Annotated in this window: 21 protein-coding genes and 2 tRNA genes; 10 read left to right on the forward strand and 13 right to left on the reverse strand. The window is 67.6% G+C overall.

Annotated elements, in window-relative coordinates:
• Window positions 1-28: 28 nt before the first annotated feature.
• The 9 genes from C3481_RS09480 to dnaA all read right to left on the reverse strand — a co-directional run bounded on the left by C3481_RS09480 (window position 29) and on the right by dnaA (window position 10,004).
• Window positions 29-101 (reverse strand) — tRNA-Ala (locus tag C3481_RS09480).
• A gap of 14 nt (window positions 102-115) precedes the next feature.
• Window positions 116-189: transfer RNA gene (locus C3481_RS09485), tRNA-Ile, on the reverse strand.
• A gap of 61 nt (window positions 190-250) precedes the next feature.
• On the reverse strand, window positions 251-655 hold the full coding sequence (locus C3481_RS09490; protein WP_023953427.1) for a DUF3566 domain-containing protein: 405 nt from the start codon (window positions 653-655) through the stop codon (window positions 251-253).
• Window positions 652-3,231: a DNA gyrase subunit A gene (gene gyrA / locus C3481_RS09495; protein WP_023953428.1), complete on the reverse strand. Its 2,580-nt coding sequence runs from the start codon at window positions 3,229-3,231 to the stop codon at window positions 652-654. The genes C3481_RS09490 and gyrA overlap by 4 nt, the downstream gene beginning before the upstream one ends.
• Before the next feature lie 33 nt (window positions 3,232-3,264).
• Window positions 3,265-5,322: a DNA topoisomerase (ATP-hydrolyzing) subunit B gene (gene gyrB, locus C3481_RS09500; protein ID WP_103841814.1), complete on the reverse strand. Its 2,058-nt coding sequence runs from the start codon at window positions 5,320-5,322 to the stop codon at window positions 3,265-3,267.
• Between the two features lie 123 nt (window positions 5,323-5,445).
• Window positions 5,446-5,934 (reverse strand): DUF721 domain-containing protein, encoded by a 489-nt coding sequence (locus C3481_RS09505; RefSeq protein ID WP_023953430.1) that lies wholly within the window; start codon window positions 5,932-5,934, stop codon window positions 5,446-5,448.
• Complete coding sequence (gene recF, locus C3481_RS09510) at window positions 5,921-7,087, reverse strand: DNA replication/repair protein RecF (RefSeq protein WP_103841818.1); 1,167 nt, start codon at window positions 7,085-7,087, stop codon at window positions 5,921-5,923. The genes C3481_RS09505 and recF overlap by 14 nt, the downstream gene beginning before the upstream one ends.
• A 58-nt stretch (window positions 7,088-7,145) precedes the next feature.
• Complete coding sequence (gene dnaN, locus C3481_RS09515; protein ID WP_023953432.1) at window positions 7,146-8,285, reverse strand: DNA polymerase III subunit beta; 1,140 nt, start codon at window positions 8,283-8,285, stop codon at window positions 7,146-7,148.
• A gap of 393 nt (window positions 8,286-8,678) precedes the next feature.
• Window positions 8,679-10,004, reverse strand: coding sequence for a chromosomal replication initiator protein DnaA (dnaA, locus tag C3481_RS09520; protein ID WP_374754856.1), 1,326 nt, complete (start codon window positions 10,002-10,004; stop codon window positions 8,679-8,681).
• A gap of 396 nt (window positions 10,005-10,400) precedes the next feature.
• Here dnaA and rpmH point away from each other — a divergent pair, with 396 nt between their 5' ends.
• From rpmH to C3481_RS09565, 9 genes are all read left to right on the forward strand, one after another.
• On the forward strand, window positions 10,401-10,538 hold the full coding sequence (gene rpmH / locus C3481_RS09525) for a 50S ribosomal protein L34 (protein WP_036304730.1): 138 nt from the start codon (window positions 10,401-10,403) through the stop codon (window positions 10,536-10,538).
• Between the two features lie 13 nt (window positions 10,539-10,551).
• Window positions 10,552-10,890, forward strand: coding sequence for a ribonuclease P protein component (rnpA, locus tag C3481_RS09530; protein ID WP_023953438.1), 339 nt, complete (start codon window positions 10,552-10,554; stop codon window positions 10,888-10,890).
• Complete coding sequence (yidD, locus tag C3481_RS09535) at window positions 10,887-11,243, forward strand: membrane protein insertion efficiency factor YidD (protein WP_064955288.1); 357 nt, start codon at window positions 10,887-10,889, stop codon at window positions 11,241-11,243. Before rnpA ends, yidD begins: the two co-directional genes overlap by 4 nt.
• Window positions 11,244-11,250: 7 nt before the next feature.
• Complete coding sequence (gene yidC / locus C3481_RS09540) at window positions 11,251-12,339, forward strand: membrane protein insertase YidC (protein WP_036305434.1); 1,089 nt, start codon at window positions 11,251-11,253, stop codon at window positions 12,337-12,339.
• 45 nt (window positions 12,340-12,384) lie between these two features.
• Window positions 12,385-12,891, forward strand: coding sequence for a R3H domain-containing nucleic acid-binding protein (locus tag C3481_RS09545; RefSeq protein ID WP_023953444.1), 507 nt, complete (start codon window positions 12,385-12,387; stop codon window positions 12,889-12,891).
• A complete protein-coding gene (rsmG, locus tag C3481_RS09550; protein ID WP_103841823.1) occupies window positions 12,884-13,531 on the forward strand; it encodes a 16S rRNA (guanine(527)-N(7))-methyltransferase RsmG in 648 nt (215 codons plus the stop codon). The genes C3481_RS09545 and rsmG overlap by 8 nt, the downstream gene beginning before the upstream one ends.
• 148 nt (window positions 13,532-13,679) lie before the next feature.
• On the forward strand, window positions 13,680-14,609 hold the full coding sequence (locus C3481_RS09555) for a ParA family protein (protein WP_103841825.1): 930 nt from the start codon (window positions 13,680-13,682) through the stop codon (window positions 14,607-14,609).
• Complete coding sequence (locus C3481_RS09560) at window positions 14,609-15,592, forward strand: ParB/RepB/Spo0J family partition protein (protein ID WP_103841827.1); 984 nt, start codon at window positions 14,609-14,611, stop codon at window positions 15,590-15,592. Before C3481_RS09555 ends, C3481_RS09560 begins: the two co-directional genes overlap by 1 nt.
• A gap of 34 nt (window positions 15,593-15,626) precedes the next feature.
• Complete coding sequence (locus tag C3481_RS09565) at window positions 15,627-15,965, forward strand: hypothetical protein (RefSeq protein WP_023953449.1); 339 nt, start codon at window positions 15,627-15,629, stop codon at window positions 15,963-15,965.
• Between the two features lie 78 nt (window positions 15,966-16,043).
• Here C3481_RS09565 and trxA read toward each other — a convergent pair whose 3' ends face one another.
• From trxA to C3481_RS09585, 4 genes are all read right to left on the reverse strand, one after another.
• Window positions 16,044-16,367 carry a thioredoxin gene (trxA, locus tag C3481_RS09570; RefSeq protein WP_023953450.1) on the reverse strand — a complete coding sequence of 108 codons (324 nt, stop codon included), beginning with the start codon at window positions 16,365-16,367 and terminating at the stop codon, window positions 16,044-16,046.
• A gap of 60 nt (window positions 16,368-16,427) precedes the next feature.
• Window positions 16,428-17,441, reverse strand: a complete 1,014-nt coding sequence (gene trxB / locus C3481_RS09575; protein ID WP_064955292.1) for a thioredoxin-disulfide reductase — start codon at window positions 17,439-17,441, stop codon at window positions 16,428-16,430.
• Between the two features lie 104 nt (window positions 17,442-17,545).
• A complete protein-coding gene (gene murJ, locus C3481_RS09580) occupies window positions 17,546-19,153 on the reverse strand; it encodes a murein biosynthesis integral membrane protein MurJ (protein ID WP_103841829.1) in 1,608 nt (535 codons plus the stop codon).
• Window positions 19,150-21,285, reverse strand: a complete 2,136-nt coding sequence (locus tag C3481_RS09585) for a DUF6049 family protein (RefSeq protein WP_103841831.1) — start codon at window positions 21,283-21,285, stop codon at window positions 19,150-19,152. Before C3481_RS09585 ends, murJ begins: the two co-directional genes overlap by 4 nt.
• A gap of 128 nt (window positions 21,286-21,413) precedes the next feature.
• Between C3481_RS09585 and C3481_RS09590 the strand changes: the two genes are divergently transcribed.
• A complete protein-coding gene (locus tag C3481_RS09590; RefSeq protein ID WP_258039076.1) occupies window positions 21,414-22,931 on the forward strand; it encodes a methyltransferase in 1,518 nt (505 codons plus the stop codon).
• Window positions 22,932-22,958 lie beyond the last annotated feature (27 nt).

Here is a 22,958-nt window from a genome sequence, read left to right on the forward strand (position 1 = left end):
TTGGAACGGATACCCGGCGTCTTATCTGTGGAGCCTAGGAGATTCGAACTCCTGACATCCTGCTTGCAAAGCAGGCGCTCTACCAGCTGAGCTAAGGCCCCGAGGGGGTTCGGGGTGGGGCTACCAGGACTTGAACCTGGGACCTCTTCATTATCAGTGAAGCGCTCTAACCGCCTGAGCTATAGCCCCGTACCGACGCGCTTCACGCGCCGGCAACCTCCAAGACTTTACCCGATGATCCGGGAATCTACTAATTGGAGGTGAAGCCGACGAGCAGGCCGCCGGTGACCTTGACCATCACGTTGTAGATGCCCGCGACGACAGCGCCGAGCACGGTGATGACGATGAGGTTGAGGATGGCCACGACCGCCGCGAACGCCATGACCTGCGGCAGGTTCAGGAACTGCTTGATCGAGAAGTCGCCGTTCGAGAACGCCACGAAGAGCTCGTCCACCCGGTCGATGAGACCGGTGGTGCTGAGCACCATGAAGACGAGGAAGGTCGCGACGACCGTGACGATCGCCAGGGCCACGGCCGCCAGGAACGACAGCTTCACGGCAGACCAGAAATCGACGTAGACGAGGCGCAGGCGGACCTGCTTGGCGCTGGTCTTGCTCGTGGATTTCTTGGCGAGTTTGTCGGCGACCGTGCTCATGCGTCAGAACCACTCTCTTCGGTATCCGCGGACGGGGGTGCATCCGGGGCGGTGGCATCCTCGGATGCCGCGTCTTCGGTCAGTCCACGCTCGCCGTTCCGGGCGATGGCGAGGATGCGGTCGTCGTCACCGAACCGGGCGAAGACGACGCCCATGGTGTCGCGACCCTTGGCCGGGACCTCGGCCACGGAGGAGCGTACCACCTTGCCGCTGGCAAGAACCACGAGGACCTCGTCGGTCTCCGACACGATGAGACCGCCCGCCAGCACGCCTCGATCGTCGTTCAGCTTGGCCACCTTGATACCCAGGCCGCCTCGGCTCTGGGTGCGGTACTGGTCGACCGAGGTGCGCTTGGCATAGCCACCGTCGGTGACGACGAACACGTAGCCCTCGTCGCGCACGACCGATGCCGACAGCAGGCTGTCGTCCTCGCGGAACGAGATGCCCTTCACACCCTCGGTCGATCGGCCCATTGGACGCAGCGCGTCGTCAGTGGCCGCGAAGCGCAGCGACATCCCCTTGCGTGTGATGAGCAGGATGTCGTCGCCTTCGTCGACGAGCAGAGCGCTGACGAGCTCGTCGCCGCCGGTCTCGTCGTCCTGACCGCGCAGGCGGATCGCGATGACACCGCCCTGGCGGTTGGTGTCGTACTCGGTCAGCGCGGTCTTCTTGACCTTGCCGTCACGGGTCGCGAGCACCAGGTACTGCGCAGCGGCGTAGTCGCGGATGTCGAGGATCTGCGCGATCTCCTCACCGGGCTGGAGGGCGAGGAGGTTCGCGACATGCTGGCCCTTCGCATCGCGACCGGCCTCGGGAAGCTCGTACGCCTTGGTGCGATAGACGCGGCCCTTCGTCGTGAAGAACAGCAGCCAGTGGTGCGTCGTCGTGACGAAGAAGTGCTCGACGACGTCATCCGCGCGCAGCTGGGCACCCTTGACGCCCTTGCCGCCGCGGTGCTGCGAACGGTAGTTGTCGCTCCGCGTGCGCTTGATGTAGCCGTCACGTGTCACCGTGACCACCATCTCCTCTTCGGGGATGAGGTCTTCCATCGACATGTCGCCGTCGAACCCGTGGAGGATGTGCGTGCGCCGCTCGTCGCCGTACTTGTCGACGATCGCGGTCAGCTCCTCGCCGATGATCGAGCGCTGGCGTGCGGGGGTGGCGAGGATGTCGTTGAGGTCGGCGATCTTCAGCTCGAGCTCGGTCGCCTCGTCGATGATCTTCTGACGCTCGAGCGCGGCGAGGCGGCGCAGCTGCATCGACAGGATCGCGTCGGCCTGCAGGTCGTCGATGTCGAGAAGGGTCTTCAGTCCCTCTCGCGCCTCCTCGACCGTGGGGGAGCGGCGGATGAGCGCGATGACCTCGTCGAGTGCGTCGAGCGCCTTGAGGTATCCGCGCAGGATGTGCATGCGCTTCTCGGCCTCGTTGAGGCGGTAGCGCGTGCGACGGACGATGACCTCGATCTGGTGGGTGATCCAGTGGGAGATGAAGCCGTCGAGCGGGAGGGTGCGGGGCACGCCGTCGACGATCGCCAGCATGTTGGCGCCGAAGTTCTCCTGCAGCTGCGTGTGCTTGTACAGGTTGTTGAGCACGACCTTCGCGACGGCGTCGCGCTTGAGCACGACCACGAGACGCTGGCCCGTGCGGTCGCTGGTCTCGTCGCGGATGTCGGCGATGCCGGTGATCTTCCCGTCACGCGCGAGGTCGCGGATCTTCAGCGCGACGTTGTCGGGGTTCACCTGGTACGGCAGCTCGGTGATCACGAGGCACGTGCGACCCTGGATCTCTTCGACCTCGATGACGGCGCGCATCGTGATCGAGCCTCGACCGGTCCGGTACGCCTCGCGGATCCCCTTCGTGCCGAGGATCTGTGCCCCGGTGGGGAAGTCGGGACCGTGGATCCGCGACATCAGCGCTTCGAGGAGCTCCTCACGCGACGCGTCCGGGTTCTCGAGCGACCACAGCGCGCCCTCGGCGACCTCGCGCAGGTTGTGGGGCGGGATGTTCGTGGCCATGCCGACGGCGATACCGACCGAACCGTTGACGAGCAGGTTCGGGAAGCGCGAGGGCAGGACGACAGGCTCCTGCGTCTTGCCGTCGTAGTTGTCCTCGAAGTCGACGGTGTCCTCGTCGATGTCGCGGACCATCTCCATGGCGAGAGCCGCCATCTTGGTCTCGGTGTACCGGGGGGCCGCGGCGCCCTGGTTGCCCGGCGACCCGAAGTTGCCCTGCCCGTCTGCAAGCGGGTAGCGCAGCGACCACGGCTGCACGAGGCGGACGAGCGCGTCGTAGATCGCGCTGTCGCCGTGCGGGTGGTACTGACCCATGACCTCGCCGACGACGCGGGCGCACTTCGAGTAGCTCTTGTCGGGGCGGTATCCGCCGTCGTACATGCCGTAGATGACACGTCGGTGCACGGGCTTGAGGCCGTCCTCGACGCGGGGGAGCGCTCGTCCCACGATGACGCTCATCGCGTAGTCGAGGTAGCTCCGCTGCATCTCGACCTGGAGGTCGACCTGGTCGATGTTGCCGTGGTTGTGGGCAGGAGTGAGGTCGGGACGTTCTTCGTCAGACATACGTTCTCAGTTTCTCGATGTCGCTCGGCTCGATCAGATGTCGAGGAAGCGGACGTCCTTGGCGTTGCGCTGGATGAAGGTGCGGCGGGACTCGACGTCCTCGCCCATGAGCACCGAGAAGATCTCGTCGGCGGCAGCCGCGTCGTCGATCGTCACCTGGCGCAGGGTGCGCGTGCTGTGGTCCATCGTGGTCTCCCACAGCTCCTTCGGGTTCATCTCGCCGAGACCCTTGTAGCGCTGGATGCCCGACTCCTTCGGGATGCGCTTGCCGTTGGCGAGCCCGTCGGCCAGGAGCGCGTCGCGCTCCTTGTCGCTGAACACGTACTCGTGATCGGCGTTGGTCCACTTGAGCCGGTACAGCGGCGGCATCGCGAGGTAGACGTAGCCCGCTTCGATGAGCCCGCGCATGTAACGGAACAGGAGCGTCAGGAGCAGCGTCGTGATGTGCTGCCCGTCGACGTCGGCATCGGCCATTAGCACGATCTTGTGATAGCGCGCCTTCTCGACGGCGAAGTCCTCGCCGATGCCGGTGCCGAACGCCGAGATGATCGCCTGGATCTCGTTGTTGCCGAGGGCGCGGTCGAGCCGCGCCTTCTCGACGTTGAGCACCTTGCCGCGGAGCGAGAGGATCGCCTGGGTCTCGGGATCGCGGCCGCGCACGGCCGAACCGCCGGCCGAGTCGCCCTCGACGAGGAAGATCTCGGAGATCGACGGGTCCTTGCTCGTGCAGTCCTTGAGCTTGTCGGGCATCGACGCCGACTCGAAGACGCTCTTGCGGCGGGCGGTCTCACGCGCCTTGCGAGCCGCGAGGCGCGCGGTCGCGGCATCCACGGCCTTCATGATGACGCGCTTGGCCTGAGCGGGGTTACGGTCGAGCCAGTCGGTGAGCTGGTCGCCGACGATCTTCTGGACGAATGCCTTCGCCTCGGTGTTGCCGAGCTTCGTCTTGGTCTGGCCCTCGAACTGCGGCTCGGAGAGCTTGACGGAGATGACGGCGGTCAGACCCTCGCGGATGTCGTCACCCGTGAGGTTGTCGTCCTTCTCCTTGAGCAGGCCCTTCTCGCGGGCGTAGGCGTTGACGCGCGTGGTCAGCGCGGCCCGGAAACCCTCTTCGTGCGTGCCGCCCTCGTGGGTGTTGATCGTGTTCGCGAAGGTGAACACGTTCTCGGTGTAGCTCGTGGTCCACTGCATCGCGAGCTCGAGCGAGATGTGACGCACCGTGTCCTCGGACTCGATCTCGATGATCTCGTCGTTGACGACCTCGCTCTTGCGCAGCTTGTTGAGGTACTCGACGTAGTCGACGAGGCCCCGCTCGTAGTGGAAGTCGTCGTGACGCTGCTGCGACTCGGATCCGCCTTCCTCGAGGTCGACGACGACGGCCGCCTCGGGGCGCTCGTCGGTCAGCGTGATGCGCAGCCCCTTGTTCAGGAACGCCGTCTGCTGGAAGCGCGTGCGAAGCGTGTCGTAGTCGAAGGCGATCGTCTCGAAGATGTCGCCGTCGGGCCAGAAGGTGACCGTCGTTCCGGTCTCTTCGCTGTCCTCGCCCTGGGCGAGGGGAGCCTGCGGCTTGCCGCCGTCGGCGAAGGTCTGACGCCACACCGAGCCCTGACGCTTGATCTCGACCTCGAAGCGCGTCGAAAGCGCGTTGACGACCGACGATCCGACGCCGTGGAGCCCACCGGAGACGGCGTACCCGCCGCCGCCGAACTTTCCACCGGCGTGCAGGACGGTCAGCACGACCTCGACGGTCGACTTCGTCGGGTCGGAGGCGTGCGGATCGACCGGGATGCCGCGGCCGTTGTCGACGACGCGAAGACCACCGTCTTCGAGGATCGTCACGTGGATCGTGTCGCAGTAGCCGGCCAGCGCCTCATCGACGGCGTTGTCGACGATCTCGTAGACGAGGTGGTGCAGGCCACGCTCACCGGTGGATCCGATGTACATTCCCGGACGCTTCCGGACCGCCTCGAGGCCCTCGAGCACCTGGATCGCGTCAGCGCCGTACTCGTTCGGGACCTTGGCCGAGGTCGCCTCGGCCGCGTCGGGGGTTTCGGGGTCTTCGGGAACGCTGTCGGGATTCTGAGACGTCATAGGTTTCGAGCGCTCCACATCGGTTCGGTCAGTCCCGTCCAGTCTACCCTTTCAGGCGCTCTCACGCGGCGCTCAGCGCCCGTATGGCGAACGAAAGTCGGATTCGACGACTGGGGACGTGGCTCAACCGTAGGTATCGCGAGGGCCACGGCCTGGAACGGCTCTGGGGCCCCATTTCCAGGAGGGGACGTCCGGGCCTACGAAACGCACCGACTGCACGCCCGACTGTGGGAACGCTTTCACGAGCTGCGTCGTGATGACGGTCCGCATGAGGTGAAGGTTCTTCGCCCACGCCGTCGAGTCGCACTGCACGGTCAGAACGCCGTCGGAGAGCGCAACCGGCGAGGCGTGCCGCGCGGTCTCCTCGCCGGCGACCTCCGCCCACCGCAGCACGAGGTCTTCGCGCGAGAGCTGCGCGTCCCATCCGGCCTGACGAGTGAGGTCGGCGATCACGTCACCGAGCCCCTTCGGATCGCGCCCGGAGGTGAAGGGCTGGTTCTCGTCGTCGTCGGTCCGCTGCCGCCTGCGTTTTTTCCACCGCCCCGACGGTTCGAGCCCGCGGAGGCGGAGATAGGTGGAGATGGTCTCGGGAGCCTCGTCAGACGGCAGCATCGGAATCCTCATGCAGCGTGCCCGCCTCGACCCGGACGGTGCGGGCCCGCAGACCGAGGGGAACGTCTTCGGCGACCGCCGCCGTGACGATGACCTGCTCGTAGTCGGCCACGATGCCCGCCAGCCGCGAGCGACGATCGGCGTCGAGCTCGGCGAAGACGTCGTCGAGGATGACGATCGGATCACCCAGCGTGGACTCGGCGCGCAGCAGCTCGGCCGATGCGAGCCGCAGCGACAGCGCGACGGACCACGATTCGCCGTGTGACGCGTAGCCCTTCACCGGCAGATCGCGGATGCGCAGGATCAGATCGTCGCGATGCGGGCCGACGAGCGTGATGCCGCGCTCGAGCTCGGTGCTGCGACGATCGGCGAGGGCGGCACGGAAGAGCTGCTCGATCGCCGCGGCGTCGGCGACACCGGATTCGGCGGGGGAGTCGTCCTCTTCCGGGTCGGCGCCGCCCACCGACAGTGCCCACTGCAGCTGGGGGCGGTGATCGGCACCGGCGATGGCGGCGTAGGCGCGGGCGACGGGGCCGGTGAGTTCGGCCGCCAGCCGCAGGCGGGCGCGGATGACGTCGGTGCCGAGGGTGACGAGCTTGTCGTCCCACACCTCGAGCGTCGAGAGGCCGTCGCCCCGGATGCCGCGCGCGCGGGCCGACTTCAGCAGTGCGTTGCGCTGTTTCAGGACCCGGTCGTAGTCGGCGAGCACACCGGCCAGACGCGGTGCGCGCTGGATGAGGAGCTGATCGGCGAAGCGACGACGAGCCGAGGGATCGCCTCGGACGATCTGCAGGTCTTCGGGCGCGAAGAGCACGACCTGCGCGTATCGGGGGAGCTCAGCGGTGCGCACCGGTGATCCGTTGACGCGGGCCTTGTTCGACCCGGCGCGATTGAGCTGGGCTTCGAGCTGCACCCGACGCTGTCCGTGGGCGAGCCGGGCCCGGACGAAGGCGGCATTCGCGCCGTCGCGCACCATCGGCGCGTCCTGCGAGACCCGGTGCGAACCGAGCGTCGCGAAATACCCGATCGCCTCGGCGAGGTTGGTCTTGCCCTGGCCGTTACGGCCGACGAACACGTTCGCCCCGGGAGCGAGAGAGAGCTCGGCGGCCGCGTAGTTGCGGAAGTCCACCAGGCTCAACTGCTCCACGATCATCAGATCACCCTAGTTCGCGTCTCCGACAGCCCACCGCGGTGGGCCCTGCCCCGGACGATCAGCGCAGGAGCAGGTTGGGCTGCAGGAGGTACTTGAACGACTCGACGCCGCCCGACGTCTGGGGCGTGATGAGGATCGGGCTGAGCTTGTTCGCGTTCTCGCTCGACGTGAACGTGACACGCGTGAACTCGCTCTTGACCGCCGCGAGCGCCTCGAGCAGGTACTGCGGGTTGAGGCCGATCACGACCTCCTCGCCGGTCAGCGTCGCGTCGACCGATTCGGTCGCGCGCGCCTGCTCGGTACCGGATGCGTCCATCGAGACCCCGTCGGCACCGAACGTGAAACGCAGCGGAGCGGAGCGATCGAGCACCAGGGCCACGCGGCGCACGGCTTCGATGAGCTCACCCGTGTTGACGACCGCGTGGTGATCGGTCGCCTCGGGGAACAGGCGCCGAACCGGCGGGAAGTTGCCCTTGATCAGCAGCGAGGTGACCGTCTTGTTGCCGGCCGTGAAGGCGATGATCTCGCGGTCTCCCGATCCCGAGAACGAGACGGTGATGTCACCCGAGTGGGCGAACGTCTTGCCCACCTCGGTCAGGGTGCGCGCCGGGACGAGAGCCGTGGTCGTGTTCTCGTCGGCGACGATCCCGCTGTCGAACGGGATGTCGCGGAGCGCGACGCGGTAGCGGTCGGTGGCGACGAGGCTGAGCTGCGTTCCGGTCACCTCGAGCTGGACACCGGTCAGAACGGGAGTCACGTCGTCGCGCGATGCCGCGAAGGCGACCTGCGAGATCGCCGTGGCGAAGTCCTCGGCGGGCACGACACCGGATTCGCCCGAGACCTCGGGGATCGCGGGATATTCCTGCACCGGCATCGACGCGAGCGTGAAGCGCGCCGAGCCGCATGTGAGCAGGATCCCGTCGTCGTCGACGGCGATCTGGATCGGCGCGTTCGGCAGACGGCTGGCGATCTCCGACAGCAGACGGCCGTGCACGAGGATCGTGCCGGGTTCGTCGACCGTGGCCTCGATGGTCGTGCGTGCGGACGCCTCGTAGTCGAAAGCCGACAGCGAGAGACCGGTGTCGGTGGCTTCGATGAGCACACCCGCGAGGATCGGCTGCGGGTTGCGCTGGGGGAGGAGCTTCACGACGAACGACACAGCCTCGCTGAAGACGTCGCGATTGACCTGGAACTTCACTGGCGCTCCCTTGTCGTGGATGAAAGCTCTCCCATGCTAGTGCCCATCCCGAGCGGTTCCTGAAGCACCGTTGCGACCGGCCTCACCGCCGTCGAGGTGATCGAATCGCAAAATCTCTAGATGTAACTGTCTTCTTCATCTCCGCTGTGGAAACTGTGGACAACTCGCTCGATCCCAGTCGAGAGAGGGGAACCACACGTTTGTAACTTGTGAGCCGGCTGCGGATGGGCGTGGGATGACGTCGAGCGCCGACGGATGCGGCTCGAGCGGCGATCCACAGGAGATGTGTGATTCGTTCACAACTCTTCGACGACGAATCGAAGTTATCCACAGGTTTTCCACACTGTGCAGAACCGCATGATGGGCCGTCGTGCGAACCCTGTCAAGCTGGGCTCAGCGACGGCCGAGCTGCGAGGTGATCTCGGAGACCTGGTTGTAGATCGAGCGGCGCTCCTTCATGAGCTCGCTGATCTTCTTGTAGGCGTACATCACGGTCGTGTGGTCGCGGTTGCCGAAGAGCTGACCGATCTTCGGCAGCGACAGGCTCGTGCGCTCGCGGCAGAGGTACATCGCGATCTGCCGGGCGGTCGCCACGGCCTGCGATCGGCTCGAGCCGTAGAGGTCGTCGACGGAAAGGCGGAAGTACTGCGCGGTCGCGTTGATGATGTCGGTGGGGGAGATGACGTTCGCGTCATCCTGATCCACGATGTCGCGCAGCACGGTCTGCGCGAGGGAGATGTCGAGGTTCGAGCGGTTGAGGCTCGCGAACGCCGACACCCGAATGAGGGCGCCCTCGAGCTCGCGGATGTTCGACGAGACCTTCGTGGCGATGTATTCCAGGACGTCGTCGGGAACGAGGAGACGCTCGGACTGCGCCTTCTTCCGCAGGATCGCGATACGGGTCTCGAGGTCGGGCGCCTGGACGTCGGTGATCAGGCCCCATTCGAAGCGGCTGCGCATGCGGTCTTCGAAGCCGGTCAGGTGGCGAGGGGGCACGTCGCTCGTGATCACGACCTGCTTGTCGTGGTCGTGGAGCGTGTTGAAGGTGTGGAAGAACGCTTCCTGGGTCTCGGCGCGACCCTGCAGGAACTGGATGTCGTCGATCAGCAGGATGTCGACCTCGCGGTAGCGCGCCTGGAAGGCCGATCCGCGGTTGTTGGCGATCGAGTTGATGAAGTCGTTGGTGAACTCTTCGCTCGAGACGTACCGGACGCGGATGCCGGTGTACAGGTTGAGCGCGTAGTCGCCGATCGCGTGGAGCAGGTGCGTCTTGCCGAGCCCCGAGTCGCCGTAGATGAACAGCGGGTTGTACGCCTTGGCCGGAGCCTCGGCGACGGCGACGGCGGCCGCGTGGGCGAAGCGGTTGGACTGGCCGATGACGAAGTTGTCGAACGTGTACTTCGGGTTGAGCCGGGTGTCGTGGCGGGAGGTCGAGACGGGGGCCTCGACGTACTCTTCGCCGGCCGGCCGCAGCGGCGCGGGCGCGGCCGCGGATTGGACCGGGACCGGGGCCGTCAGGTGGGCGTCGGCGAGCTCGGGATTCACGACGACGCGGTAGCTCGAGGCGCCCGGCTCGACGTGCACGTGCGCGAGGGCCTCCATGATGGGCTGACGCAGTCGCTTGTTGAGCTGAGCGGCGGTGAGGTCGTTCGGAACGTCGAGGTAGAGCGTTCCTCCCATGACACCCTGTGCGACGGCGAGACTCAGGAACCCCTGCATCTGGGGGGTCACCCGGTCATCGTCGGCGAGCAGGTCGAGGACCGCGTTCCACACCGGGACGTCCGGGAGATCGTGCTGAGCCAAGAGTTCCCCCGCGGATGATCGATGCTTGTCCACACAGCTACGCGCCAAACTGGGGATAGCTGTGGATAACTGCCCGTGACACGCTAGTCATGCGGTGTCGGGAGCGCCAAATCCACTGTAGTTCCGGCCCGCGTGTCGCCGCCAGGGCCTGTGCACAGCGGTGGATAATTGCGGGTTCTCATCGCTCCGGTTTGAGTTACAGGAGAACGCGACGTACCCTTAGTCGGTTGACTTATGCCCGCGAGGGCAGTCCTGTACCCCCGTGTCCCCGGTCTGAAGCGTTCCGGTGACCGCCGATCCGGAGTGATCCCTATGAGCAAGCGCACGTTCCAGCCCAACAACCGCCGCCGCGCCAAGAAGCACGGCTTCCGCGCCCGCATGCGCACCCGCGCCGGTCGCGCCATCCTGTCGGCTCGCCGCGGCAAGGGCCGCACCGAGCTGTCGGCCTGACACAGCCTCTTCTGTGCTGGCGCGCGGAAACCGGATCACGCGCGGGGCGGATTACAAGGCCGTCGTCCGCGGGGGTGCTCGCTGTGCCGGTGCGCACACCGTGACCTACGTGGTGTCCACCGGTGCGAGCCGAGCTCCCCGCTTCGGTTTCATCGTCAGCAAGCAAGTCGGATCAGCCGTCGTGCGCAATACAGTGCGCCGACGGCTGAAGGCCGTTTGCGCGCAGGCCCTTCCCGACGTCCGCGAGGGCGCCGACATCGTCATCCGAGCGCTCCCCTCTGCGGCGCGCTCGGATTTCGCGGATCTGAGAGACGAGGTGGAGCGGTGTCTGCGACGACGTGCGGCGGTATGAGCTGGTCGACGCTCCCGACGGCCTCCGTCGGCGATGGACACCTGACCGCGGCATCCGTTCTCCGCGCCATCCCCCTCGCTCCTCGCAACGCGGGGATCGCGCTGCTCCACGCATACCGGTCCGTCGTATCGCCGCTGTACGGCGACGTCTGCAAGTACTACCCGAGCTGTTCCGCGTATGCGGTGGGAGCCGTGCAGCAGCACGGTCTCGCGAAGGGCTCCGCCCTCGCCGCCGCTCGGCTCGCCCGATGCCACCCGTGGGCAGCGGGGGGCGTCGACGACGTTCCCGCCCACCGGGACTTCCGCCACACCCTGACCAGGCACGGCTTCGTCGTGCCGCCGAGAAAGGACTGATCCCGTGCTGGATCTCTTCCTCGCCACGCCGACTCCCGTCGTGCCGACCCCGACGACTCCTCCTCCCGGCGGTGCTGACTTCTTCAGCACGATCATGTGGCCGTTCAAGTTCCTGGTCGAGGCGATCCTGGTGTTCTGGCACTGGGTCCTGACGGCTCTCGGGATGCCGGCCGCGGCAGGCGCCACCTGGGTCATGTCGATCATCGGCCTGGTCATCGTCGTGCGCTCGGCGCTGATCCCGCTGTTCGTGCGGCAGATCAAGAGCCAGCGGAAGATGATGGAGCTCGCGCCCGAGATGCGCAAGATCCAGGAGAAGTACCGCGGCAAGCGCGACCAGCTGTCTCGAGAGGCCATGAGCCGCGAGACGATGGCGCTGTACAAGAAGCACGGAACGACGCCGGTGTCGAGCTGTCTGCCGCTCCTCGTGCAGATGCCCATCCTCCTCGGCATGTTCTACACGCTCAGCGACGTCAAGAAGCACGCGGAGTGGGGCGTGGGCGGCGTGGGTCTGCTCAACGTCGACCTGACCAAGCAGTTCTACGACGCGCAGCTGTTCGATGTGGCGCCGCTTCACACGAACATGATCGAGGCGATCAACCTCGGGCAGACGGCCACCGTGACGATCCTCGTGATCCTGGTCGTGCTGATGATCGCGTCGCAGTTCATCACCCAGCTGCAGATCATCTCGAAGAACCTGTCGCCCGAGGCCAAGACCGGTCAGGCGTACCAGATGCAGAAGATCATGCTCTACGTCCTTCCGCTGGCGTTCATCTTCTCGGGTGTCTTCTTCCCGCTCGGCGTCGTCATGTACTGGTTCACCTCGAACATCTGGACCATGGCCCAGCAGTTCATCGTCATCCGCAACCTTCCGACCCCCGGTTCGGAGGCGGCGAAGGCCCGCGAGGAGCGGCTGGCGCGGAAGGGCAAGGCCCTCGATTCCAAGGGCCGCGTCGTGTCGATGGAGAAGTACGAGGCCGAGCAGCAGCGCCTCCTCGAAGAGGCCGAGCGTGCCCGCGCGGCTCAGCCGAAGCGTCAGCAGCCGCTGAGCAAGCAGCGCGCGAAGAAGCAGTCGAACAAGGACGGCTCGCAGGGCTGACCCTGCCGGCAGCCGCATCGCACAGATCCAACCACGCGAGGAATCATGACAAACCCCACCGAGTCCCCGACGACCGAACGCCCCGACGCCACGGTCGAAGAGCTCGAGCGCGAAGGCGACATCGCTGCTGACTACCTCGAGGGTCTGCTCGACATCGCCGACATCGATGGTGACCTCGATCTCGATGTGCGAGCCGGCCGTGCCTACGTGTCGGTGGAAGCCGACGACCCGAACTCGCTCCGCGTGCTGTCGGATCCGGATGTCGTGCAAGCGGTGCAGGAGCTGACTCGGATCGCCGTTCAGACGAAGACAGGACGCTTCTCGCGCCTCATCCTCGATATCGGAGGGTCGCGCGACGCCCGCCGGCGCGAACTCGAGCGTCTGGTCGACCGTGCGGTCGAGCGTCTCAACGATGGCGCATCGCAGGCGTCGCTGCCCGCGATGTCGAGCTACGAGCGCAAGCTGGTGCACGACATCGCCTCCGAGCGTGGGGTCGTCTCCGAGTCGTACGGCGAGGGCGCGGATCGCCACACCGTCATCCGTCATGGCTGACGTTTCACGTGAAACACCCGTGATCGAGCAAGAGCCCACCGCTGCGGTCGAGGTGCTCTTCGGGTCGCACGCCGACCTCGCGCGGCGCTACGCCGCATCTCTTGCGGAGCACGGAGAGGAGCGCGGGCTCATCGGTCCACTTGAGCTCCCGCGACTCTGGACGCGGCACGTTCTGAACTGCGCGGCCGCAGCGCCCCTCTTCAGCGGACGCGTCGGAGATGTCGGCTCGGGCGCCGGTCTTCCGGGCCTCGTCCTGGCCATCGCAAGACCGGACGTCGAATGGGTTCTCATCGAGACCATGGAGCGTCGCGTCGCGTGGCTTACGGAGCAGGTTTCCGCCCTTGGACTGAATAACGTCGAGATCGTTCGCACACGAGCCGAGGAATGGAGCGGCGCCGGCACGCTGGACGCTGTGACCGCGCGCGCGGTCAGTGCGCTGCGCACGCTCGTTCCGATCACCGCTCCGCTTGTGCGCGACGGTGGCGAGCTCATCCTGTTGAAGGGTGCCAATGCCGAGGCGGAGATCGCTGCCGCCGAGAAGGCGATTCGTCGGTTCCGGCTCCAGGATGTTCGCGTCGAGACCGTGGGGGAGTCGGTACTCACGGAACCCACGCGCGTCATTCGCGCGACCGTGAGGTGATGTTTCACGTGAAACGTCGGCCAGACCGTCCCACGTTTCACGTGAAACATCACCACCCGCGTTTCACCTGAAACGTCGCAGCCCCCGTTTCACGTGAAACGTCGCAGGGCATCCGTAGAGTGAGATCAGGAACTGAGGAGTTGAACGAATGGCAGAACCGGAATCGGGCCGCGCGTCGCTGACGTTCGATTCTCCGCTGGCGCGTGAACTGGCCGATCTGTCGTCGCGCCGGCGCGCGTTGGATGCCGTGTCGATCGATTTTTCCGGCGATACGCGTGTGATCACCGTGTCGAATCAGAAGGGTGGCGTGGGCAAGACGACGACGGCAGTCAATCTCTCGGCTTCTCTCGCTTCGCTCGGCGCTCGCGTCCTCGTTATCGATCTCGATCCCCAGGGGAATGCTTCGACGGCACTCGGGGTCCCGCACAGTGCCGATATCCCCAGCGTGTATGACGTGTTGATCGATCAGTTCCCGCTGTCGGACATCGTCCAGGTGAGTCCGGAGTCACCCAATCTCCTCTGCGCGCCGAGCACGATCCATCTGGCCGGCGCCGAGATCGAACTGGTCTCGCAGGTTGCGCGGGAGCATCGTCTCCGCACGGCCGTCGAGGACTATCTTGCGTCGACCGAGGAGCGCGTCGACTTCGTCATCATCGACTGCCCGCCTTCTCTCGGGCTTCTGACCATAAACGCTTTCACCGCCGCGCACGAACTGCTGATCCCGATCCAGTGCGAGTACTACGCGCTGGAAGGCCTGAGCCAGCTCCTCGGCAGTGTCTCGATGATTCAGAAGCATCTGAACAGCCGGCTTCATCTCTCGACGATCCTCCTGACGATGTACGACGGGCGCACGCGTCTGGCGCAGCAGGTGGCGGAGGAGGTGCGCTCGCACTTCCCGAAGGAGGTGCTTCGTACGGTGATCCCGCGATCGGTGCGTGTCTCGGAAGCACCGAGCTTCGGGCAGACCGTGATCGCTTACGATGGGCAGTCGGCCGGCGCGGTGGCGTATCGCGAGGCAGCCGTCGAGATCGCTCAGCGAGCGACTGCCGCAGCACGAGGAAACAAGGGAGAAGCCTGATGGCCAAGCGCACCGGATTGGGCCGAGGAATCGGCGCACTCATCCCCACGTCGGAGGCGACGGAGGCGCGCCCCGTCGACGTCTTCTTCCCCGGTGCCAAGGGTGCGACGACCACCGTCGAGTCCCCGGCATCCCCTGACGCGACGAAAGACGATGCTCCCGAGCTCGTCTCAATCCCCGGAACCGCCCTCATCCAGGTCGATCCGAACGAGATCGTGCCCAACCCGCGGCAGCCGCGCACCCACTTCGACAGTGACGACCTCGCCGAACTGGTCCACAGTGTGCGAGAGTTCGGCGTGCTCCAGCCGGTCGTCGTCCGCACGAACGAGGACGGCAAGTACGAGCTGATCATGGGTGAGCGCCGCACCCGCGCCGCTCGCGAGGCCGGTCTGACGACGATCCCGGCCGTGTTGCGCGACACGTCGGACGAGAATCTCCTCCGCGACGCGCTGCTCGAGAACCTGCACCGCTCCCAGCTGAACCCGCTGGAAGAGGCATCCGCGTACCAGCAGCTGCTCGAGGACTTCGGGATCACGCAGGAGGAGCTCGCGACCCGGATCGGACGGTCGCGCCCGCAGATCAGCAACACCATACGCCTGTTGCGGCTGCCGGTGCCGGTTCAGCAACGTGTCGCGGCGGGTGTTCTCAGTGCGGGTCACGCCCGCGCGATCCTCTCTGTCGACGGCGCCGATGCGATGCAGCGCCTGGCGGACAAGATCGTCAACGAAGACCTCTCGGTTCGGGCCGCCGAGGCCGCCGCCAAGACCATCGAGGCAGCCGGCACCCGACGCCCCACCCCCAAGGCGGGGGGAGTTCGGGCGCACCTCGACGAAGTGGCGGGACGCCTCGGCGATCGTCTCGACACCAAGGTGAAGATCTCGCTCGGTGCGCGGAAGGGCCAGATCGTCGTCGACTTCGCGACGATCCAGGACCTGAACCGCATCCTCGCGGAGCTGGGCGAGGACGCGTACGGCGCACGCTGACGCCGGTGTCGGTGGCGCGACGTAGGCTTGTTCAGTGAACGACGAGCAGAACCCCAAGCGAGCCAGCGTCGAGCTGCTGCGCGCTGAGGCCGCCGACGAGTTGTCGGTGCTCGTCGAGGAGCGTCTTCGTGCGGGTGAAGACCCGTGGGAGTTCATGGAGGAGCTGCCGTCGGTCGACGAGCTCGTCGTCCTCATGCTGCGGGCCGAGAACATCGCCGCCTACGGCGGTGGGCGTCCCAGCGCGGCTCGCAACTACCGCGTGCTGCGACAGATCGCGATGGATCACCCCGAGCTGACCCGCGCCGTGTGGCGTCTGCTCGGCAGCGAACCGCACCGCCGGTGGGATGCTGCGACGACAGCCGACGCATCCTGAGCCGCACAGCGAACTTGCGCTGATAGAAAAAGCCCCGGTCAGATCGATGATCTGACCGGGGCTTTTTTCGTCTGGATGTCAGCCGATGTACGAAGCGAGGTCCTGCTCGAGAGCGAACTTCGGCTTGGCGCCGATGATCGTCTTCTCGACCTCGCCCTTGTTGAAGACCTTCATCGCGGGGATGGAGGTGATCTGATACTGCATGGCGAGGTTGGGGTTCTCGTCGACGTTCAGCTTGAGCACGGTGATCTTCTCGGGGTGCTCGGTAGCGATCTCGTCGAGGATGGGTCCGACCATGCGGCAGGGACCGCACCACGCGGCCCAGAAGTCGACGAGGACGGGTCCATCGGCGTCGAGGACGTCCTGCTGCCAGGTGCTCTCGGTCGTGGCCTTGGCGGTCATGGTGATCTCCTTCGAAAGGGTGTCGCCTACGTCAACGACGAGGGCGTGGGAATTGTTCCGTCAGGCCGTCTCGGTCTCGGCGACGAGCGACTCGAGTCCTTCGTCGGGGCGGCCGCGCAGCGGCGAGCTGTCGGCTGCGGGCTCGGATGCCTCACCCAGGGCGGCGAGGTAGTGCTCGACGTCGAGGGCTGCGACCGTGCCGCTTCCGGCAGCGGTGACCGCCTGACGGTAGGTCGGGTCGATGACGTCGCCGGCCGCGAAGACACCGGGGACCGACGTGCGCGACGAACGACCGTCGACCCACACGGTGCCGTGCTCGGTCAGGTCGAGCGAACCGTGCACGAGGTGCGTGCGCGGGTCGTACCCGATGGCGACGAAAATGCCATCGAGCGCGAGCTCGCGGGTCGAGCCGTCGACCGTGTCGCGGAGGACGACGCCCGTGACGGCATCCTCACCCAGGATGTCGGCGACCTCGCTGTTCCAGATGAACTCGATCTTGTCGTTGTTCATCGCGCGGTTCTGCATGATCTTCGAGGCGCGCAGCTCGTCCCGGCGGTGGATGACATACACCTTCGAGGCGAACTTCGTCAGGAAGGTCGCCTCCTCCATGGCCGAGTCGCCACCGCCGACGACGGCGATCGTGCGCTCGCGGAAGAAGAAGCCGTCGCAGGTGGCGCAGTACGACACCCCACGTCCGGAGAGGCGGCTCTCGCCCTCGATGCCGATCTTGCGCGGGGCCGAACCGGTCGCGAAGACGAGACTGTCGGCCTCGTGGGTGGCGCCGCTGCCGAGGGTGACCTTCTTGACGGGGCCGTCGATGTCGAGCTCGACGACGTCGTCGTAGAGCACTTCGGTGCCGAACTTCTCGGCCTGCTCCTGCATCTTGGTCATGAGGTCGGGCCCCATGATGCCCTCGGGGAAGCCGGGGAAGTTCTCGACCTCGGTGGTGTTCATCAGCTCGCCGCCCGCTTCGACCGAGCTCGCGATCAGCAGCGGCTTCAGGTTCGCGCGTGCCGCGTAGATCGCAGCCGTGTAGCCGGCCGGGCCGGATCCGATGATGATGACCTGTCGCACGTCGACATCCCTTTCTGGGGTCTGGAATCCGCGTCGCGGATACCCCGACACGTCCAACCCATGGTAGCCGCGGGGCATTCCCCGGCGGCGGTGTGGAGCCGCCGTCAGCGACCGATGATGCGACGCACCGTGCGAACGGCGGTGCCGAGCTCCGGCGCGCGCAGGAGGGCGAGGAGGATGACGTAGACGACGAGGGTCGCCAGGCCGATGACGGCACCGCCGACGAGCGCTGCGGCGACCGTCTCGATCGTCCACCCCCACACATGTGCCAGGAGCAGCGAGACGGCCCAGCCGACGGCGCAGGCGGGGATGCCGGCGGCGACGAAGCGCAGAACGCCGCGTACCGCACCGCCCAGGCCGAGCGGGCCGATCTTCCGGCGCAGGAGGATGACCGCGAGCACCAGCTGCACGATGTTGGCGAGCGACTGCCCCAGCGCGATGCCGACGGCGAGATACTCGACGGGCAGCAGGAGGTAGGCCGCGACGGCGGTCGCGGCGACGAGGATCGCCTGCACCAACGTGAACACGAATGGTGTCCGCGTGTCCTGGTGGGCGTAGAAGGTGCGCTGCAGCACGAACTGGAACGACAGCGGCAGCAGAGCGACAAGATACGCGGCGAGGACCCAGGCGAACGTCGCCGCCGTCTGCGGACCGGTCGTGAAGACGCGCGAGATGGGCAGAATCGCTGCCACGATTGCGGCCAGCGCACCGACCATGAAGATCCCGATGGTTCGGGTGGCGGCGTCCAGATCGGAGCGGAGCGCATCGGGTCGCCCCGTGGCGACATGCGCGCTCAGACGGGTGAAGTAGGGCGTTCCGATCGACAGTACGATCACCGAGAACGGCAGCATGAACACCAGCCACGCGTAGGACATCGCCGCCACCGAGGCACCGGCGTTGGATGCCGCGCTCACGAGAGTCGACTGGACGAGGCCGGCGAGCTGGCCGACCAGGACCATCAAGAATGTCCAGCCCGCGAGGCGGCCGATGTGCCGCAGCCCGATACCTCGCCACCGGAAGTCGGGACGGATGTGCAGGCCAGCGCGGCGCCAGAACAGCAGGAGCACGCCCGCCTGTGCGACGATGCCCGCCGTCGCGGTGCCGGCGATGACGGCCACCATCGTCGGAGTCCAGCCGACCACGTCCTCTTGGACGCCGAAGAGCCAGATGAAGACGAGGAAGCCGATGATCGACACGATGTTGTTGACGATCGGCGACCAGGCGAAGGGGCCGAACACTCCGCGCGCGTTGAGGATTTCGCCGAGAAGGGCGTAGATGCCGTAGAAGAGCAGCTGCGGCAGGCACCAGTAGGCGAATGCCAGCGTCAACGCCGAGGCCTCGGGACTCAGCCGGGAGCCGAACGCCACGACCAGCAGCGGCGCCGCGACGACGGCGATGACCGTCGTGATGAACAAGGCGGTGGTTCCGAGTGTCAGGAGCTTGGAGACGAAGGCGCTGCCGCCGTCGCGATGCTTCGCCGCCTGGATGATCTGCGGGACGATGACGCCGGCCAGAAGGCCGGACGAGATGATCGCATAGATGTTGTTCGGCAGCTGATTGGCGATCGCGAACGCATTGGCTGCCCCGCCGGTGGCGCTGGTGGCAATCACCGGCAGCGCTGCCGCGAGCACGATGTTGCGCACGAGGCCCGTGACCCGGGAGACGAGTGTTCCCGCGGCGACGACCGCTCCTGCCCGGCCGATTCCGCTCACTCGATGCTCTCCTGCTGTTCGGGGGTGTCTTGCTGCTGAACAGCGGCCTCATCGCGTCGACGTCGCAACTTCAGCACCGTTCGGATCACGCCGCCCGCGATGAGGACGACGACGATCACGATGATCGCTGTGATCCCGACCGACTCCCACTCCGCGCGCACCGTGAGGCCGATGGCCTCGGGTGCGCCGATCGGCACTGCCGAGGTGCTCCGCAGCTGCAGGCTGAGTGTCGTCTCGCCGCTTCCGACGCGTGCCTCGACCGGCACGTCGACACGCGTGTTCTGCTGCGCGCCCGCTTCGACGACCGTCGCCTTCTGCACGATCAGGCGGGGGTCCCCGGTCTCGGCGAACAGCACGAGGGAGACCGGCCAGGGCAGGTCGTTGCGGACCGTGACGGGAATCGGGGCGCTCGTGGCGAGGAAGTTGATGGTGCCGGGGTTCGCGATGCCGACGGCATCCAGCGTGCTCTCGGTGTTCTCCTCGTGCTGCGCGACGGCAGCTGCCCACGCGGTCGGCTCGGTCAGCCACGCGTCGCCGATCAGCTGCAGGATGGCGGTGCGTTCGCGTGCCGTCAGCTGGGTGGGTTCGACCAGGGCGGTCGCGAAGGTCGCCAGGCGCTCTTCGTCGGCGAGGAAACGCTGCAGGGCCGCGACGCGGTCGGCATCGGCGGGGATGTCGGCGATGGCGACCTGCCCGGGCGTGGCGGCACGCAGATCCTGCAGCGACGTCGGCGCGGCGCCCGCGGCGCTCGTGATCGCGGTGATGGCCGTCCTCACACCGGCGCGCGAGGTCGTCGCGGGACGATCGATCGTCGCGACGAGGGGGCCCTCGCCGCTCAGGGCGACCTGCGCCGTGGCGGCGGCGAGTTCCGCGCTGCGGACCGGCGCGTCGTCGGAGGCGGCCGCAACGCGTGCGAGCTCGGCGGAGACCAGGTGGTCGTACACGAGGAGATCCGCGTCGCCCGTGGCGGCGCGGACGCCGCCGTCACCGCCGGAGACGGTGTCGGACGGGACGAGGGTGAGCGCATCGGCGTCCGCCCCGGCCTGCGCGTCGATGGCCGCGACGACGTCGGGTCCCGCGGTGCCGCCGGCGGGCCAGAAGATGTCGCGGACGGTGTTCGTCGCCGTGCCCACGGCCAGCAGCTGCCGCAGATCGGGTACGCCCGCGGCAGTGGTGGAACCGGCGGCGCTGAAGTTCGCCGGATCGGCGTACGGGGCGAGGGTCGTGGGCTCGAGCGGCGCCGTCAGACCGGCGTGCACCTGCATCGCGAGGTCGGCGTCGCCGAACTGCAGGGCGAAGCGCTCATTGGGTAGAGCCATGAGGCTCGCGAGCCAGCCCGTGGCGGTGGCCGGTGCGCTCGAGCCCAGGACGCGGATCGAGGCGACGATCGCGGGGTCGACCGCGAGCACCGCCGGGGTGCCCGTGACAGCGTCGAGCGCCGCGCTGAGGGCTCCGTTCTCGGCCGTGAGCTCCGTGAGCTCCGTCGCCGTGAGCAGTCCCGAGGTGCGGGCTCCCGCGGTGATCGGGACGATGACGGTGGTCGAGCGCGGCGGGGCGTCGGTACGGGGCACCGTGATGACCGTCCGCGATGAACCACCCGGACCGGACACGGCGACCGGGTAGACCCCGGGGGCGAGGCCGACGAGGTCCTTCTCCGTCGCGGAGATCGACACGTTCGTGGCGCGTTCGTCACCTGCCGCGAGCTCGGCGACATCGGCGCGCGCGACCTCCTCGAAGACCGGAAGCGCCTCTTCCGCGTCGTCGCCGGGGCGGAGCCAGTCGACGACCGCCTGCTGCGACGCCAGGGCTGACCGTGACAGCGAGACCGAGACGGTGCCGGCGGGAAGGGGGCGCGGCGACCCGTTCCGCTGATCCACCGAGATGAGCGCGTCGGTGCCGGTCGCGACGGTTCCCCCGTTGGCCGGCGCGGCGATGAGCGAGGCGATCCCCGGGGTCCCCGGCGTCGGGCTGACGTCCGGCGTCGAGCTGGAGCTCGGCGGCGTATCGGCGAGAGCGGACGCGGGAGACACCAGCGGTGCCACGACGATCGCTGCGGCCGCGAGCCAGCTCAGCACGCGGGCACCGCGACGGCCGCGACGGGCGCGGGCGGTGGCAGGGGAAATGTCGGTCATGGCGGTTCTCGACCCGCTGCGATACCCGACCGCAGGGTCGCACAGAGTCTAGGGCGGGCCCGCTGTGCGTCATCCGAGGCGGGCCGGGCCATGCGGCTATTCGGTGGCCCGCACGGTTGAATGGGGGAGTGACCCTGCATCCCGACGCCGGCCGCTGCGCGGCGCTCCGTACCGATCTGGATGCCGCGGGCTACCGCGCCGACGCCGTGCGTGCGCTCTGGGGCGGGATGGTCGACACCGCGGTGGGTCACGGCCTCATCGAACCCGCGCGGCGCGTGCTGGCCGGACGCACCGACGCGCTGGCCGTGCTGGCGGGCCTGCTGTTCCTGGGAGGGCCGGCTCCCCGCGCCTCGGTGGACGCCGCGCTTCCCTCGCTCGGCGCTGCGGGCCTCACGGAGCTGGGGCTGGCCCACCTCGACGGCGACCTCGTCGTGCCCGACGCCCTCGTGCGACCGCAGGACATCTCGGATGCCGCAGGCGAGGGCCACTGGTGGATCGCGAGCGACCTCGACGAGGCCGCGGTGGGCGGACCACTGCCCACGGGGCATGTCCTGGGCGTCGGCGGCGCGTCGCTGACGCTCGCGGGGCTGCAGTTGACGTCGCGGGTGGGACGCGTTCTCGACATCGGCACGGGATGCGGCATCCAGGCTCTCCGTGCGCGGCGCGCGGGGGACCGCGTCGTGGCCACGGACGTCTCGGAACGCGCCCTCGCTTTCACGCGCTTGAACGCCCTCCTCAACGACGTCGATGGAATCGAGACACGGTTCGGCAGCCTGTTCGAGCCGGTCGCCGGCGAGCAGTTCGAGCGGGTCGTGTCCAACCCGCCGTTCGTGATCACTCCCCGGGTCCAGGGCGTACCGGCATACGAATACCGCGACGGTGGCATGTCGGGCGACGACCTCGTCGCCGCCTTCGTGCGCGAGGTCGGCTCGGTGCTGGCTCCGGGAGGCGTCGCCCAGCTGCTCGGCAACTGGGAGTACCGCGCCGGCGAGGACGGGCTGGACCGGGTGCGCTCGTGGGTATCGGAGTCGTCCGTCGCCCTCGATGCGTGGGTCGTGGAGCGCGAGCAGCTCGATCCGCTCGCCTACGCCGAGCTGTGGGTCCGCGACGGCGGCACCGCGCCCGGCTCGCCCGCCTACGCGCCGCTCGTGCAGGCGTGGCTCGACGACTTCGCCGCTCGCGGGGTCACCGCGGTCGGATTCGGCTACATCACGCTCCACCGCCCGGCCGTCATCCCGACGCTCGCCCGCTACGAACGCATCGTCGGAAGCATTCCCGGCGCCCTCGGCCCCCACATCGGCGAGTCGCTCGACGCCTGGCAGCGGCTCTCGAGCATGACCGACGCCGACCTGGATGCCGCGGTGCTGCGGGTCGCCCCCGATGTGACCGAGGCGCGCCATCACACTCCGGGCGTGGAGGACCCCCAGGTCATCGAGCTGCGTCAGGGCGCGGGATTCGGGCGCGTGCTCGATGTCGATCCGGCCCTCGCCGCGCTCGTCGGGGCCAGTGACGGCGACCTGCCCGTCGGCGTGCTCGTCGCCGCGATCGCCGACCTGCTCGAGGTGGATGCGGCAGCGCTCCGCGCCGACCTGCTGCCGCGCGTGCGCGAGCTGCTGTTCACGGGCTTCCTGCACTTCGCCGGCTGATCCCGCGCTGGGGGAGGGGCGGACGAG

It is taken from the genome of Microbacterium sp. Ru50, from assembly GCF_002920555.1.
Classification (GTDB): Bacteria; Actinomycetota; Actinomycetes; order Actinomycetales; family Microbacteriaceae; genus Microbacterium; species Microbacterium arborescens.

What these genes read in the sequence shown, in the direction of transcription:
- C3481_RS09490 (WP_023953427.1), bottom strand. Translation starts at nt 655, where the DNA reads ATGAGCACGGTCGCCGACAAACTCGCCAAGAAATCCACGAGCAAGACC.
- gyrA (WP_023953428.1), bottom strand. Translation starts at nt 3,231, where the DNA reads ATGTCTGACGAAGAACGTCCCGACCTCACTCCTGCCCACAACCACGGC.
- gyrB (WP_103841814.1), bottom strand. Translation starts at nt 5,322, where the DNA reads ATGACGTCTCAGAATCCCGACAGCGTTCCCGAAGACCCCGAAACCCCC.
- C3481_RS09505 (WP_023953430.1), bottom strand. Translation starts at nt 5,934, where the DNA reads ATGCTGCCGTCTGACGAGGCTCCCGAGACCATCTCCACCTATCTCCGC.
- recF (WP_103841818.1), bottom strand. Translation starts at nt 7,087, where the DNA reads ATGATCGTGGAGCAGTTGAGCCTGGTGGACTTCCGCAACTACGCGGCC.
- dnaA (WP_374754856.1), bottom strand. Translation starts at nt 10,004, where the DNA reads ATGCAGGGGTTCCTGAGTCTCGCCGTCGCACAGGGTGTCATGGGAGGA.
- rpmH (WP_036304730.1), top strand. Translation starts at nt 10,401, where the DNA reads ATGAGCAAGCGCACGTTCCAGCCCAACAACCGCCGCCGCGCCAAGAAG.
- yidD (WP_064955288.1), top strand. Translation starts at nt 10,887, where the DNA reads ATGAGCTGGTCGACGCTCCCGACGGCCTCCGTCGGCGATGGACACCTG.
- C3481_RS09545 (WP_023953444.1), top strand. Translation starts at nt 12,385, where the DNA reads ATGACAAACCCCACCGAGTCCCCGACGACCGAACGCCCCGACGCCACG.
- rsmG (WP_103841823.1), top strand. Translation starts at nt 12,884, where the DNA reads ATGGCTGACGTTTCACGTGAAACACCCGTGATCGAGCAAGAGCCCACC.
- C3481_RS09555 (WP_103841825.1), top strand. Translation starts at nt 13,680, where the DNA reads ATGGCAGAACCGGAATCGGGCCGCGCGTCGCTGACGTTCGATTCTCCG.
- C3481_RS09560 (WP_103841827.1), top strand. Translation starts at nt 14,609, where the DNA reads ATGGCCAAGCGCACCGGATTGGGCCGAGGAATCGGCGCACTCATCCCC.
- trxA (WP_023953450.1), bottom strand. Translation starts at nt 16,367, where the DNA reads ATGACCGCCAAGGCCACGACCGAGAGCACCTGGCAGCAGGACGTCCTC.
- C3481_RS09585 (WP_103841831.1), bottom strand. Translation starts at nt 21,285, where the DNA reads ATGACCGACATTTCCCCTGCCACCGCCCGCGCCCGTCGCGGCCGTCGC.